Annotated in this window: 13 protein-coding genes; 5 read left to right on the top strand and 8 right to left on the bottom strand. The window is 68.3% G+C overall.

The genetic code is table 11. The features are described from left to right. Positions 1 to 116 precede the first annotated feature (116 nt). A complete protein-coding gene (locus ACIQCY_RS09565; protein WP_400483664.1) occupies positions 117 to 512 on the bottom strand; it encodes a PLDc N-terminal domain-containing protein in 396 nt (131 codons plus the stop codon). Positions 513 to 726: 214 nt separating this feature from the next. Between ACIQCY_RS09565 and ACIQCY_RS09560 the strand changes: the two genes are divergently transcribed. Then, a complete protein-coding gene (locus tag ACIQCY_RS09560) occupies positions 727 to 1,146 on the top strand; it encodes a hypothetical protein (protein ID WP_400483663.1) in 420 nt (139 codons plus the stop codon). Further along, entirely contained in the window at positions 1,143 to 1,451 is a 309-nt protein-coding gene (locus ACIQCY_RS09555; protein WP_400483662.1) for a transcriptional regulator, read from the top strand. Before ACIQCY_RS09560 ends, ACIQCY_RS09555 begins: the two co-directional genes overlap by 4 nt. A 232-nt stretch (positions 1,452 to 1,683) precedes the next feature. Here ACIQCY_RS09555 and ACIQCY_RS09550 read toward each other — a convergent pair whose 3' ends face one another. Both ACIQCY_RS09550 and ACIQCY_RS09545 read right to left on the bottom strand, forming a co-directional pair. Next, positions 1,684 to 2,331 (bottom strand): response regulator, encoded by a 648-nt coding sequence (locus ACIQCY_RS09550; RefSeq protein ID WP_400483661.1) that lies wholly within the window; start codon positions 2,329 to 2,331, stop codon positions 1,684 to 1,686. Continuing rightward, complete coding sequence (locus ACIQCY_RS09545; RefSeq protein ID WP_400483660.1) at positions 2,328 to 3,476, bottom strand: sensor histidine kinase; 1,149 nt, start codon at positions 3,474 to 3,476, stop codon at positions 2,328 to 2,330. Before ACIQCY_RS09545 ends, ACIQCY_RS09550 begins: the two co-directional genes overlap by 4 nt. A gap of 163 nt (positions 3,477 to 3,639) precedes the next feature. Here ACIQCY_RS09545 and ACIQCY_RS09540 point away from each other — a divergent pair, with 163 nt between their 5' ends. The 3 genes from ACIQCY_RS09540 (at position 3,640) to ACIQCY_RS09530 (ending at position 6,664) form a co-directional block, all read left to right on the top strand. Beyond that, entirely contained in the window at positions 3,640 to 4,125 is a 486-nt protein-coding gene (locus ACIQCY_RS09540; protein WP_400483659.1) for a DUF6326 family protein, read from the top strand. A 210-nt stretch (positions 4,126 to 4,335) separates the two neighbouring features. Further along, positions 4,336 to 5,025, top strand: coding sequence for a hypothetical protein (locus ACIQCY_RS09535; protein WP_400483658.1), 690 nt, complete (start codon positions 4,336 to 4,338; stop codon positions 5,023 to 5,025). 307 nt (positions 5,026 to 5,332) lie between these two features. After that, positions 5,333 to 6,664 carry an alpha/beta fold hydrolase gene (locus ACIQCY_RS09530; RefSeq protein WP_400483657.1) on the top strand — a complete coding sequence of 444 codons (1,332 nt, stop codon included), beginning with the start codon at positions 5,333 to 5,335 and terminating at the stop codon, positions 6,662 to 6,664. A 168-nt stretch (positions 6,665 to 6,832) separates the two neighbouring features. Here the strand turns inward: ACIQCY_RS09530 and ACIQCY_RS09525 are convergent, their stop codons facing one another. The 5 genes from ACIQCY_RS09525 to ACIQCY_RS09505 form a co-directional block, all read right to left on the bottom strand. Further along, positions 6,833 to 8,959, bottom strand: a complete 2,127-nt coding sequence (locus ACIQCY_RS09525; RefSeq protein ID WP_400483656.1) for a 3-hydroxyacyl-CoA dehydrogenase NAD-binding domain-containing protein — start codon at positions 8,957 to 8,959, stop codon at positions 6,833 to 6,835. After that, positions 8,956 to 10,206, bottom strand: a complete 1,251-nt coding sequence (locus tag ACIQCY_RS09520) for a thiolase family protein (RefSeq protein ID WP_400483655.1) — start codon at positions 10,204 to 10,206, stop codon at positions 8,956 to 8,958. Before ACIQCY_RS09520 ends, ACIQCY_RS09525 begins: the two co-directional genes overlap by 4 nt. An 87-nt stretch (positions 10,207 to 10,293) precedes the next feature. Beyond that, positions 10,294 to 11,619, bottom strand: coding sequence for an HRDC domain-containing protein (locus ACIQCY_RS09515; RefSeq protein WP_400483654.1), 1,326 nt, complete (start codon positions 11,617 to 11,619; stop codon positions 10,294 to 10,296). A 129-nt stretch (positions 11,620 to 11,748) separates the two neighbouring features. Beyond that, the gene (locus ACIQCY_RS09510; RefSeq protein ID WP_400483802.1) at positions 11,749 to 12,375 is read right to left on the bottom strand and encodes a DUF3000 domain-containing protein; all 627 of its coding nucleotides are present in this window, start codon (positions 12,373 to 12,375) and stop codon (positions 11,749 to 11,751) included. Positions 12,376 to 12,503: 128 nt separating this feature from the next. Beyond that, on the bottom strand, positions 12,504 to 13,574 hold the full coding sequence (locus ACIQCY_RS09505) for a threonine aldolase family protein (protein ID WP_400483653.1): 1,071 nt from the start codon (positions 13,572 to 13,574) through the stop codon (positions 12,504 to 12,506). Position 13,575 lies beyond the last annotated feature (1 nt).

The following is a 13,575-nucleotide window of genomic DNA, read 5'->3' as shown; positions in this document are numbered from 1 at the left end:
TCCTCAATTCGTTAGGGTCCGCAACAGGTAATGGTTCGCGCCGGCTCCCGAAGAACGATCGGGCGCCCAGTTGATCGCTTCAAAGCGTCTTCGTCGTCGTCGTCGTCGGGCCGGCTTCATGCTTTGCCGGCGAGCGCCCGGTCCTTCAGTACTGTGAACTCCGGCCCGGAGATGGTGCCTGAGTCCAGAAGCGTCTTCGCCCTCGCGATCTCCTCGGCCGAGCTTGGTGCCGACAGACCGCGGATGTAGTCCTCCGCCGCCTCCTGTGCAGCTCCGGCACGCGCAGCCTCGCGGCCGACCATTCCCGAACCACGGCTCAGGAGGTAGGCCACGACAGTCAGGAACGGGAGGAAGACGAGGAAGATCACCCACAGCGCCTTCGCCCATCCACTGATACTCCGATCCCGGAAGAGATCGATGACGACCTGGAAGAGGACGATCAGATAGGCGAACATCGCAAAGAACCAGAAAAACAGCCAGAAGACATCCCAGATATTCTCCAAAACATTCATTGCTCTACTCCTGTTGACTGTGTCACCATGCCGCGCCCCGGGGAGGTGGCCGACTCTGATGCGTCAAGTCTGATGACCCGCGGAACCGGTCAGAAGGGCCCAAAGTCCTGTTCTCCTGCAGCCGCTCCAGTGCGCGAGGAATTGAGCGAATGGCCGTAGGTGACATTCCTGCACCTAGTTGCCATAACGGTAACTAGGTGCGAGAGTGGTCTGCATGGATAGAGACCTCACCCCCGATGACGCCCGTGCCGCACTGATCGGTGCCACCTCCTCCGCCCAGCGGCTACGGCACCGCGCGCGCTGGGCCGGCACCAAGCTCCTGATCTTCGGTACCGGCATGGGGCTGGTCACGTTGGCCGTGGGTCTTGTCGAGTCCAAGCTGCTGGGCGCCGCGGTCTTCCTGGCCTGGGGCGTGCTCGCCGTGCTCATGAGCCGCTGGGCTCGCCGTCGCACCGCGCACCTGCCGGGGACGAGCACCCGCATTGCGCCGTACTGGGCGCTCGGCTTCGCGTTCTACGCGGTGGCCATCGCCGCGGGCGGCGACGAGTACGGCAACCCTGGCTACTGGGTTCCGGCCGCCGTCGTCGTCGCCCTGCCGATGCTCGTCGGCTCGATCCGTGAGCGACGGGCATGACCGCCGGCCAGCACCCGCGCCACAGCCTCGATGACCTGCTCACCCACCCGGTCCGCTTCTCGATCGTCGCCGCACTCCACGGGTTGGAGAAGGCCGAATTCGCCGCGGTGCGGGACAGTGTGGAAATCACCGCGCCCACCCTGTCCAAGCAGGTAGCGCTGCTGGAGGGCGCCGGTTACGTAGGCGTCGAGAAGGGCCGGGTCGGCCGCCAGGCCCGTACGTGGCTATCGCTCACCGACGCAGGGAAGGACGCCTACACGCAACACCTGGGCGCGCTCCGCCGGATCGCCGGCCTCCCCGGCTGACAGGCACTACCCAGGAGCCAAAGGCCCTCCGGCCACCGGTTCAGTGCACGGACGTGTTCACTGATCCGCAGCCGCTCGAGGCCAGTACCTGCTGGTCGGTAGGTGCGGCACGTGGCGGAACAGGGGGACCCGGCCTGCGAACGCCTTCGGTGTCCGAGGGGGATCCGAGCCGTCAGGGACCTCGTTGCTGCCGAGGGCGTGCACGTGCAGAACCTCGGATCCCGCTCCAACCTCAGGTGCGGCCGGTCTCGTGAGCCCACATGGCGAGCTCGACCCGATTACGCGCGCCGAGCTTGCGCATCAGGCTGGCCAGATGGGTCTTGACGGTGCTGGGACTGACGTGGAGATCGGCGGCGATCTCACCGTTGGTTCGGCCCTGCGCCACCGTGAGGAGCACTTGCTCCTCACGGGAGGTGAGCGGTTCTATCGGCTGCGCGGATGGTTTCTTCTGCGATCCGGCGAATGCCGCAAGGAGGCGGACGGTGACGCTGGGAGCGATCAGAGCATCGCCATCGGCTGCAGCGTGGATCGCCTGGGTCAGCAGCACAGGTCCGGCGTCCTTGAGCAGGAACCCCCGGGCGCCGGCCTTCAATGCCCCGTGGACGTACTCGTCGAGGTCGAAGGTGGTGATCACGACGATCGGCAGGGGGTCGGCGACCTCGGGTCCGGCGAGCTGGCGCGTGGCTTCGATGCCGTCCATCAGGGGCATGCGGATGTCGAACAGGCACACGTCCGGGTGCAGTCGACGCGCCAGTCCGACTGCCTGTCGCCCATCGGTCGCGGCGCCCACGACCTCGATGTCGGGCTGGGCGTTCAGCAGCATCGTCAGGCCGGTGCGCACGATGTCCTGATCGTCGGCGATGAGCACCCGGATGGTCATCGGGGAGCGCCCGCTCGGGGCAGCATCGCCTCCACCCGCCAGCCACCGCCTGCGCTCGGGCCGGCCTGGAACGTGCCGCCCAGCAGCTTGGCGCGTTCCTGAATACCGGCCAGGCCGTAGCCCGACGCGCTGCCGTCGGCCGTGCTGACGGCGCCATCGTCGTCGACCGTCAGCTGCACCCGGTCGGCGTCACCCACGACACGCACGGCTACCCGCGTCGCGCAGCGGGCGTGCCGTCGCGCGTTCGTCACCGACTCCTGGGCCAGACGGTAGAGCGCGGCCCCGACAGCGGGGCTGAGATCGTCGAGCTCACCTGACAGCTCCACATCGACCTGCGGCTCTCCCTCGGCTCGACCGGCGAGTCGCTTGAGGTCAGCCACGCCCGGGCTCGGCGCGAAGTCCGCCACCTCGGTGGCGCGAAGGACGCCGACCATGGTGCGCAACTCGGTCAGCGTTCGCGAGGCCGCGTCCTCGATGACAGCGAGGACCTCACTGGCCCGCTCGGGGTGTGATGCTGCGACGGCACGTCCGGCCTGGGCCTGGATGGCGATGCCGGAGACGTGGTGGGCAACAGTGTCATGGAGGTCACGGGCCAGCTGCTCGCGCTCCCGAGCTGTGGCTTCGTCGATATCGCGGGTGCGCGCGTACGCGTGGTAGCGGATTGCAGCACCCGAGGCTGCGGCGAACAGGAAGAAGGCGTACGCAGCCACCGTGTCTGCCGGGCTGGTCGGGTCGGCGAGGTGGGTGACGACCAGCCAGACCAGGATGACCCCCAGGCCGGTCGCGGCCTCGCGGCCGGCTCCCCACCGGAACAGCGCGTAGGCCAGGACGAGCACGCCCGAGATGCTCGTCAGCAGACCGGCGTCCTCACCTGCGAGGATCCTCGCGACGTCCACAGCCGTCAGTGTGCCGAAGGAGATCACGACCGCCACCAGGGGGCGGGTGCGGCGCCACCACAGGGGAGCAAGGACCACGAACACCGCGGCGAGTGCCAGCGGGCGTGACGTCAGGTCGTCGCGGAGCACCGCCTCCAGGACGGACCACGTCAGGAGTACCGCGATGAGCGCCCCGTCGCGCCACACCCGCCGCGGGGGGTTCGCCGGTCGAGGCTCAGCCCACAACGAGCGCAGCGCCTTCGTCACCATCCGTCCAGCGTAGGGCCAGCGCGGCAGCCGCGGATCAGCCGAAAGCACGAGAGAAAGACCATGCCATCGGCCAGGTGAACTCCGGCCTCCGGGCCGATGCGCCCGCCGCCGGGCCCAGCGATCGTGGACCTATCGACCCTCACCCACCACAACGGAGCCCAGCATGAGAACACGTCAAGCCACCACCACATTTGAAGACCAGCGGATCCCTGTGAAAGCCAAGCTCGCCGCAGCGTGGACGAGCTTCATGTTCCTGTACGTCTACGTGGACATCCTCGCCTTCTTCAAGCCCGGCGTCGTCGATGACATCCTCGTCGGCGTCGTCTGGAAGTTCGACATCAGCCAGGCGTTGCTGACCGCCTTCCTCGCGCTCATGGCAATCCCGATCTTCATGATCGTGCTGTCCATGACGCTGCCCGCCCGGGCGAACCGCATCACGAACCTCACCGTGGCTTCGGTACAGGTCCCCTTCGCGGCATTCAACGCGGTGGGCGAGTCCTGGACGTACTTCTACGGTCTCGGCGTCGTACTGGAGGTGATCGTTCTCGCCCTCATCCTGCGGTACGCCTGGACCTGGCCCCGCACCGCACCGTCGGCGACCATGGCCACCAGCCCGGACCGTGCAGCCGTCCGCGCCCAGCCGACCTAAACCATGACGGAAGGCACAGCACACGTACGGCCAGGGGTCCGTCCGGGTCCGGCATCGCGTGTAATTCGTTGCACCAGCAGGCCGCGGGGGACCTGCCGCAGAGAGGTGCCGAAGGGCCCTGCTCAGGCAGGCGGCGGCGGAGGATGGTGGAGGTTCTGCAACACATCAGGGCAGGTTACTGCCCGTGGTCCACCCCTAGGAGAACCCACCATGAGGATCACGACGCTCACCCTTACGCGCTTGGCCGCAGCTTCCGCAGTCCTCGCGGGTCTCTTGTATATTCTCATCCAGTTCGTCCACCCTGCCGATGTCGTCGCTTCGCTGTCGACGCCGCAGTGGGCGGTGGTCCACGTCTTGAGTTTCGTCGAGGCGATCCTGGCCCTCATCGGAATCACCGGCATCTATCTCAGGGAGGTACGCCGATCCGGAGTGCCTGGTTTCATCGGGTACGCGCTGTTCGGAATATTCTTCGTCCTGCAAGCAGCCTTCAATTTCGCCGAAGCCTTCATCGCCCCTCTTTTCGTCGCTGACGCACCACAGGTGTCGACGGATATCGTCGGATTGTTCGGCCGGTATGATCCCGTCTCGGATCTGGGGCCGCTGGCCGCGCTTCCCAGCATCGGGGGCCTGCTCTACGTAGGTGGCGCGCTCCTGTTCGGTGTGGCCGTCATTCGCGCCCGTGTGCTTTCCCGTGGAGCAGGGATCCTCCTGATCGTTGCTGCCGCAGTGACACCAGTAGCCGGTGCGATCCTGCCCCACACGCTTGAACGGATGGCTGCGGTGCCCATGGGCCTCGCCCTGATCTGGCTCGGCTACTCCCTCTGGTCCGACCAGCGGACGAGTAGCTCCGTGCCACCCGCGCCGGTGACGGACACCCCCGCCAAACCAGCACCCGCTTGAGCGGATAGGAGAAATTTGATCCCTCCTGTCCTTCGCTCGCGGCCTCCCGTGCCAATGCATTCCTGGCGCGCCGCGCATCACGCCGGAACCCCATCGATGCCCACAGCCAGGACCGCCAGGGCCCGGCCCACCTGCCCTACCAAGGCGCCTTCAACGGTCCCGGCCGCTTCCAGCGTCCTTTTCACTCCTCGGAGCACGCACCGCCCACCGCCTATGAATCGAGCCCATCGTGGCCAACACACCAGAAACCCCAGTTCCCACCTCCGCATCTCACCGCGACGGCCCTGATCGATCACCTAGCGAGGATGTGAAGAAATGGCATATCGGGTGGACCGTGGTCGGTTCTTTGACCGCGGGACTCCTTGCTGCTCTGCTCCTTGTCGCCACCCCCTTCATCCGGGCGCAGGAGAGCGAGGTGACCGGTGCAGTGCTATGTGGATTCGCCGTGGGCTGGGCGATGTTGGCGTTTCTCTCCATCAGGTTCACGAACCAGCCACAGCGCTGGGCCTTCGCTCCGGCTGCGTTCTTCGGTATAAGCGGTCTTCTTCTGGTGGTGTTCGGCTCCTCGGTCGACGGGGTGCTCAGCTGGATATGGCCTCCCTCGCTGCTTGCGTTGGTGATCTGGATGTTCATTCACGCTCGACGACGACTCGATAGTAGGAGTAGAGGCTGGCTGCTCTACCCGGTGATGGCCGTCTTGGCACTTCTATCGATCGGTGGCGGCTACCAGACCGTCGCACTCGCGGCAGATGCCAGTGCCCACCCGATGCCAGGTGAGCTGATTGATGTCGGCGGCCATAGCCTCCACCTGTACTGCGCCGGCTCGGGCAGTCCCACCGTCGTGCTCCAACCCGGCGCAGGAGAAATGTCCTCGAACCATGGGTGGATCAGGCCCGCCGTCGCCCGTGATACCCGTGTCTGTATCTACGACCGCGCCGGCAAAGGCTGGAGCGATCCGGCTGACGCTACGCAGGATGCGTCACAGATAACCACGGAACTCCATACTCTGTTGCACGATGGGAACGTCCCTGGGCCGTACGTGTTGGCCGGTCATTCCTTCGGCGGCCTCTACGTACTCACGTTCGCCGCCCGCTACCCCGACGAGGTCGTGGGCATGGTGCTGATAGACTCCACCGCGCCTCAATCGCCACCGGCAGGGGACCCGGAGGCACCGGCGGCGAGCAGCGTGGGTGATTACTCCGTCATGGGCCGGATCTCGACGTTGATGTCGACCTCGGGTCGGGTAGGGCTGTCGCGCCTCTACTCGCCGTTCGAAGATCTGGACAGTCTCCCGCCTACCTCTCGGGACGAAGTCCGCGCCAACATAGCGACCTCGAACAACCTTCGCAGCACGCTCGACGAGTATGTCCAGGGGAATGCCTCGATGCAGGAAGCTGCAGCACTGACCGACTTCGGCACCAAGCCGCTCATCGTCTTGACAGCCGGCACCGGCAGTGACAGCAAGCACCTCGCTTCAGAGGAGAAACTGGCGGCCCTGTCAACGAACAACCTGCATCTCACCGTCAAGACGGCCACCCACGAATCGCTCATCGCGGACAAGAATGACGCAAGCGTGACGACCCAAGCGATCCTCGACGTTGTCACATCCGTCCGGGATGGAGAGCCACTGGTGAATTGACCGATGTGTGACCGCAGACCTGATCCTGCCCGGGGACTGTCAGAAGAACGGTGTGTGAGGGTCTGGGCCCCCGTGGTCGGCTCAGTGGACGAGCCATGACCGAGCACCCCTGGATCAGACGAACGAGGTGGAGCGGGCGCACGGAAGCCTCCGGCGCCCGCTCGGGCATCATGCCTGGTGGAAGGTCTTCCCGTTGACGCGCTCGGACGCCCCGACGCGGTCGAGGTAGGGGGTGATGCCGCCGAGGTGCAGGGGCCAGCCCGCTCCCATGATCATGCAGAGGTCGATGTCCTCGGGCGCCGCGACGACGCCCTCGGCCAGCATGCGCCCGATCTCGTCCGCCAGGGCGTCCTGCGTACGGCGCAGGACCTCCTCGGCCGAGGACGGGCTGCTGCCGCGGTCCAGGAGCGCCAGCGTGGAGTCCGGGACGGCGTAGCTGCCGTCCTCCTGCTTCTCCCACAGACCCTTGATGCCGGCGTCGATCAGCTTCTGCTGGTTCGCCGACACATGGAAGCGGTCGCCGAACGCCGCGTGCAGCGACTCCTGCACGTGCTGGCCGACGGGCAGCCCCACGAGCGCGAGGAGCCTGAACGGCGTCATGGGCATGCCCATGGGGCGCAGGGCGTTGTCGGCGGTCGCCGCGTCGGTGCCCTCATCGAAGACGGCGGTGATCTCCCCGAACATGCGGCCCAGGATCCGGTTCACGACGAAGGCCGGAGCATCCTGCACCAGCACTGCGTTCTTCTTCAGGCCCTTCGCGAGCACGAAGGCGGTCGCGAGCACGGCGTCGTCGGTCTTCGGAGCGCGCACGACCTCCAGCAGCGGCATCGCGGCGACGGGGTTGAAGAAGTGGAAGCCGACCACGCGCTCCGGGTGCGCCAAGTCGGCGGCCATCTCGGCCACGGACAGCGAGGACGTGTTGGTCGCGAGGATGCACTCGGGGGAGACGACGGCCTCCACCTCCGCGAAGACCTGCTTCTTGACGGACATCTCCTCGAAGACCGCCTCGATCACGAAGTCGGCGTCGGCGAAGACGTCCTTCGACACCGATCCGGTCACGAGCGCCTTGGTCCTGTTGGCCGCGTCCTGGCTCAACCGCTTCCTGCCGAGCAGCTTGTCGACCTCGGCGTGCACGTAGCCGACGCCCTTGTCCACGCGGCCCTGGTCGATGTCGGTCAGGACCACCGGCACCTTGAGCTGTCGGGCGAACAGGAGCGCGAGCTGGCTCGCCATGAGCCCCGCCCCGACGACACCGACCTTGGACACGGGGCGCGCGAGCTTCTTGTCCGGCGCTCCGGCGGGGCGCTTCCCGCGCTTCTGGACGAGATCGAGGAAGGCGTAGACCGTGGCATGGAATTCGGGCGTCTGCATCAGTTCGGCCAGCGCGGTGCACTCGGCCTCGGCGGACTCCTTCCGGGACAGTGTCAGCCCGGCCTCCAGCAGGTCCAGCACGCGCGACGGCGCAGGCGCGGCGTTCGACGTCTTCGCCTCGACGAAGTCGCGGCCGGCCGCGACGGCACCCCTCCACGCGGCGTCGTCGTACTGCGCGCGTTCGGCGCGGCGCTGCTCGACGGCGTCTGCGGCCGCTCCGCCGCGGATCACCCGCGCAGCCCACAGCAGCGACTGCTCGAGGTAGTCGGCGGGCTCGAAGAGCGCATCTGCGATGCCGAGCTCGTAGGCGGCCCGCCCGTCGAGGCTGCGATTGTTGCTGAGCGGGTTCTCGATCATGACCTTCACCGCGTTGGCGGGGCCGATGAGCCGGGGCAGGCGGTAGACGCCGCCCCAGCCCGGGACGAGCCCGATGAACGCCTCGGGCAGGCCGATGCCGTTCGCTCCCGAGGACACCGTGCGGTAGTTCGCGGCGAGGGCGATCTCGAGACCGCCACCGAGGGCGACGCCGTTGATGAAGGCGAAGCTCGGCACGCCCAGGTCCGCGAGGAGGTCGTAGGCCTCGTGGCCGAGTTCGGCCATGAGGCGGCCCAGGTGCTCCGACTTCACGCTCTTGACGGTGCTGAGGTCGGCGCCCGCGACGAGGAAGTAGGGCTTGCCCGTGACGCCGACGCCGACGATCTCACCGCGCCCCGCCCGCGCCTTCAGGCCCTCGAGGGTCCGCCCGAACTCGATGAGGGTGTTCGGTCCCAGGGTCGTGGGCTTCGTGGACTCGAGGTCGTTGTCGAGCGTGATCAGCGCGAGGACACCGGCACCCGCGGGAAGGGTGACGTCCTGGACGTAGGAGTGGGTGACGATCTCGGCGGGGACGAGCCCGGCCAGTTCGTCGTAGCGTTCGAAGCTCATGCTGCATCCTGTCCGTAGTGCTCGTGGTGGGGATTCTCCCAGATGACGGTGGCGCCCATGCCGAGGCCGATGCACATGGTGGTCATGCCGTAGCGGACCGACGGGTCCTCCTCGAACTGGCGGGCGAGCTGGTTCATCAGGCGGACGCCGGAGGAGGCGAGGGGGTGCCCGACGGCGATCGCCCCGCCGTAGCGGTTCACGCGCGGGTCGTCGTCGTCGATGCCGAAGTGGTCGAGGAAGCTCAGGACCTGGACGGCGAACGCCTCGTTGATCTCGAAGAGTCCGATATCGCCGATCTCCAGGCCCGCCTGCCGCAGTGCCTTCTCGGTGGCCGGGACCGGGCCGATGCCCATGACCTCGGGTTCGACGCCGGCGAAGGCGTAGGCGACCAGGCGCATGCGGGTGGGCAGCCCCAGCTCGGCCGCGGCGTCCGCCGATGCGAGGAGGGCCGCGGTGGCGCCGTCGTTGAGTCCCGCCGCGTTTCCTGCAGTGACCCGGCCGTGGGCGCGGAAGGGTGTGCGCAGGGCGGCGAGGTCCTCGACGGTGGTGCCGTGACGCGGCGGCTCGTCGACGGTGTTCAGGGTCCAGCCCGAGCCCGCCTTCCTGCCCGCGACCGGGACGAGGTCGGGCTGGATCTGCCCGGCGTCGTAGGCTGCGGCGAGTTTCTGCTGGCTGCGCACGGCATATGCATCCGCGCGGTCCTTCGTGATGGCCGGGAAGCGATCGTGCAGGTTCTCCGCCGTGTTGCCCATGTTCAGTGCCGCCGGATCGACGATGCGCTCGGACATGAAGCGCGGATTCGGGTCGGCGTCCGCTCCCATGGGGTGGTTGCCCATGTGCTCGACGCCGCCGGCGATCACGACGTCGTACGCGCCGAAGGCGATGCCCGAGGCGGTCGTGGTCACGGCGGTCATGGCGCCCGCACACATGCGGTCGATCGCGAACCCGGGAACCGTACGGGGGAGGCCTGCGAGGAGGGCGGCGGTGCGGCCGATCGTGAGGCCCTGGTCGCCCGTCTGGGTGGTGGCGGCGATGGCGACGTCGTCCACGCGCTCGGGCGGCAGGGACGGATTGCGCCGGAGGAGGTCGCGGATGCACTTGACCACGAGGTCGTCGGCGCGCAGGCCCGCGTAGATGCCCTTGTTCCCCGCCTTCCCGAAGGGGGTCCGCACCCCGTCGACGAAGACGACGTCTCGGACTGCTCGTGACGCGCTCCGCGTGGGCGCGGTCCCGGTTTCTGGGCTCACCTTGTGCTCCTCTTCGAGTTGTTGGTCCGCGCTTATGTTACTGGTGGGTAACATAGCGTGCAAGCGGACCTCCCGAGTCGCCTCCGCTCAGCCCTCGGGCGTCTCCTGGCCGGTCTGCTGCTCCTCCCGCCGGCCCTTCACGGGCAGCGGATCCGGATCGAGGAACGCCACGGTGATGATCGCCGCGACCTGCTCGATCTGCCATGGACGGGCGCCGAGGTCGGCGAGGGCTGCCGAGACGGTCTCGAGCGAGATCTCCGCCGGCGGGCGCCAGGCGATCCGGCGCAGGTAGTCCGGTGTCAGCAGGTTCTCCACCGGCATGCCGAGCTGCTCCGCGCGGTTGGCGACCCGCGGACGTGCCGTCTGCAGGCGCGAGGCTGCTTCCGGGTCCTTCTCCGGCCAGATGCGCGGCGGGGGAGGGGCGTTGGTGGACACGTGCAGGGGCGGGAGCTCGGTGAGCTTCCTCGCCTCGTTGATGCACTTGAGCCAGCGCGGTGCTTCCTTCTGGGCTGCCCGCCCATGGAATCCCCTGGTCGCCAGGAGCTGGGGCACGGTGTTCGGCATGGCCCTGGCAGCCGCCACGATCGCGGAATCCGGGATCAGGCGGCCGGGCGCGACATCGCGGCGCTGGGCGAGGTCCTCGCGTTCCAGCCACATCTGCCGGACGGCGGCCAGCTGCCGCCGGTCACGCAGCTGGTGCAGCCCCGACGTGCGGCGCCACGGGTCGATGCGCGGCTCCGCGGGCGGAGTCCGGCGGATGTGCTCGAACTCCTCCTCGGCGATCGCGAGTTTGCCGTCGCTCTCGAGGAGCTTCGCGAGCCTGTCCCGGAGGTCCGTCAGGACCTCGACGTCGAGTGCCGCGTAGCGGAGCCACGGCTCGGGCAGCGGCCGGCGCGACCAGTCGGCGGCCGAGTGCTCCTTCGCGAGGGTGAAGCCGAGCTGGGACTCGATGACCGCGGCCAGGCCCACGCGCGGGAGCCCGGCGAGGCGGGCCGCGAGCTCCGTGTCGAAGAGCCGGTCCGGCCACATGCCGAGCTCCGAGAGGCACGGCAGGTCCTGGCTGGCGGCATGGAGGATCCACTCGACGCCGTCGAGGGCGTCGTCGATGATCCGCAGGTCGTCGAACGGTTCGGGGTCGATGAGCCAGGTGCCCGCGCCCTCACGCCGGATCTGGACGAGGAAGGCCCGCTGTCCGTAGCGGAATCCCGAGGCCCTCTCGGCGTCGACCCCCGCCGGCCCGGTTCCCGCTGCGAGTGCCGCTGCCGCCCGTTCGAGGCCCTCCGGGGTGTCGATGACGAGCGGGACGCCGTCGCGCGGTTCGGTCAGGAGCGGCAGGACGGCGGCAGTGCCGGAATCGTCGGAGGAATCGGACGCTTCGACGCTGTCCGTCTGCTGTGAGGTGTCGGAACTCATGGTGATTTCAGTCTATCCCCGCACGTGCCTGCGGTTCGCAGCGCGGCGGTGGGTGCCGGTCGGCAGACCGCGCGCCCCGACCGACGGTGCACGGTCGGAAGAGCGGGACCGGACTCCCCGCGGGATGGCTCAGGAGCGGCGGTGCGGGAAATGGGTGACGCCCTCGGGCAGGGGTGGCAGTCCTGCGAAGGTGCACACCATCTCCGACCAGGCCTCCAGGTGGCGGCGGACGTCGGAGGTCTCGGGAGTCCAGGATGCCCGCAGTTCGATGTCGATGGTGTCGGCCCGGTCCTCGAGGGTGCCGTAGCTCTCGGAGAGGATCCTCGTGGCGGTGCCGCCCGTGCTGTGGTGGCGCGCTCCGTGGTTCTCGAGGGCCTCCACGAGCCAGGTCCAGGCGACGGAACCGAGCAGGGTGTCGTTGCCCATGTCCGGCTCGAGTTGTGCGCGGATGTAGGTGACGATGCGGAACCTGCCGTTCCAGACCGCGGAACCGGCCGGGTCGTACAGGAGGATGAAGCGGCCGGTGGCCAGTTCCTCGGGCTCGGGCGGCAGGATCAGGGTTCGCGCCGGTCCGTGGAGCGGCGGCGGCATGAGCGGGGTGGCCTCGAAGATCTCGGCCCCGAGGGCCACGGCGAACGGGGCGAGCCGCGAGGGTGCGGGGATCTCCTCGAGCCGGATCTCGCTGCGGCGCGCTGCTTTCCTGAGCCCGGAGAGGGCGTCCAGGAATTCCACAGGAAGCTGCGATACGCCGTCGATTGCACTCACCCCCGAAGGCTATGCCCTGCGGGGGGAAGTTGGGCGGCGACGCGCCGTTGCACCTCGGCGGTCGGGCGCCGTCGGGGCCCTGCCAGGCTACGCCCGACGGCGGCCGGCGGGCCGAATCCTCAGGCGGACACTTCCCGGCGGATCGCGTCGAGGAACGCGTCCACGTCCTCTTCCGTGGTGTCGAACGAGCACATCCACCGGACCTCGCCGGTGGCCTGGTCCCAGTCGTAGAACCGGAAGCTCTCGCGGATACGGTCCGCGGCCCCCGGGGGGAGGATGGCGAAGACCGCGTTGGCCCGCGTCTCCTGCGTCAGGATCACGCCCGGGATGTCCCGCGCGCCGGCCGTCAAGCGGGCCGCCATCGAATTGGCGTGCGTCGCGGAGCGGAGCCAGAGGTCACCCTCGAGCAGGGCGATGAGCTGCGCCGAGACGAAGCGCATCTTCGACGCGAGCTGCATGTTGAGCTTGCGCAGGTACTCCAGCCCGGTGGACGCCTCCTGGTTCAGCACGACGACGCACTCGCCGAACATCAGCCCGTTCTTGGTGCCGCCGAAGGACAGGATGTCCACGCCGGCGTCCCGCGTGAAGGCGCGGAGGGGCTGACCCAGTGCGGCCGCCGCGTTCGCCAGGCGGGCGCCGTCCATGTGGACATGCATGCCGCGGGCGTGGCAGTGGTCGGCGATGGCCTTGATCTCGGCGACCGAGTACAGCGTGCCGAGTTCCGTGGTCTGGGTGATCGAGACCGCCAGGGGCTGCGCGCGGTGCTGGTCACCCCAGCCCCAGGCCTCGCGGTCGATCAGCTCGGGGGTCAGTTTGCCGTCCGGCGTGGGGACGGTCAGCAGCTTGATGCCGCCGACGCGCTCGGGTGCCGCGTTCTCGTCCACGTTGATGTGGGCCGTCTGGGGGCACACGACGGCGCCCCACCGCGGCAGGATGGACTGCAGCGAGAGCACGTTGGCGCCGGTCCCGTTGAAGACGGGGTAGATGGAGATGCCTTCGCCGAAGTGGTGCTCCATCACCTCCTGCAGCCGGGCGGTGTACTGGTCGTCGCCGTAGGCGACCTGGTGACCTTCGTTGGCTGCAGCCAGGGCCGTGAGGATTTCGGGATGCACGCCGGAGTAGTTGTCGGACGCGAAGCTTCGCTGGGTCCGGTCATGCAGGGATGCGGATGGTGTCAGGGTGTCGGTCACG

The sequence above is a fragment of the Arthrobacter sp. NPDC092385 genome, assembly GCF_044755105.1.
Classification (GTDB): domain Bacteria; phylum Actinomycetota; class Actinomycetes; order Actinomycetales; family Micrococcaceae; genus Arthrobacter_D.
Note: the sequence above shows the minus strand (reverse complement) of the source record. Positions and strands in the feature narration are given on the sequence as shown.

What these genes read in the sequence shown, in the direction of transcription:
- ACIQCY_RS09545 (WP_400483660.1), bottom strand. Translation starts at nt 3,476, where the DNA reads ATGGTGACGAAGGCGCTGCGCTCGTTGTGGGCTGAGCCTCGACCGGCG.
- ACIQCY_RS09555 (WP_400483662.1), top strand. Translation starts at nt 1,143, where the DNA reads ATGACCGCCGGCCAGCACCCGCGCCACAGCCTCGATGACCTGCTCACC.
- ACIQCY_RS09565 (WP_400483664.1), bottom strand. Translation starts at nt 512, where the DNA reads ATGAATGTTTTGGAGAATATCTGGGATGTCTTCTGGCTGTTTTTCTGG.
- ACIQCY_RS09560 (WP_400483663.1), top strand. Translation starts at nt 727, where the DNA reads ATGGATAGAGACCTCACCCCCGATGACGCCCGTGCCGCACTGATCGGT.
- ACIQCY_RS09535 (WP_400483658.1), top strand. Translation starts at nt 4,336, where the DNA reads ATGAGGATCACGACGCTCACCCTTACGCGCTTGGCCGCAGCTTCCGCA.
- ACIQCY_RS09550 (WP_400483661.1), bottom strand. Translation starts at nt 2,331, where the DNA reads ATGACCATCCGGGTGCTCATCGCCGACGATCAGGACATCGTGCGCACC.
- ACIQCY_RS09525 (WP_400483656.1), bottom strand. Translation starts at nt 8,959, where the DNA reads ATGAGCTTCGAACGCTACGACGAACTGGCCGGGCTCGTCCCCGCCGAG.
- ACIQCY_RS09515 (WP_400483654.1), bottom strand. Translation starts at nt 11,619, where the DNA reads ATGAGTTCCGACACCTCACAGCAGACGGACAGCGTCGAAGCGTCCGAT.
- ACIQCY_RS09540 (WP_400483659.1), top strand. Translation starts at nt 3,640, where the DNA reads ATGAGAACACGTCAAGCCACCACCACATTTGAAGACCAGCGGATCCCT.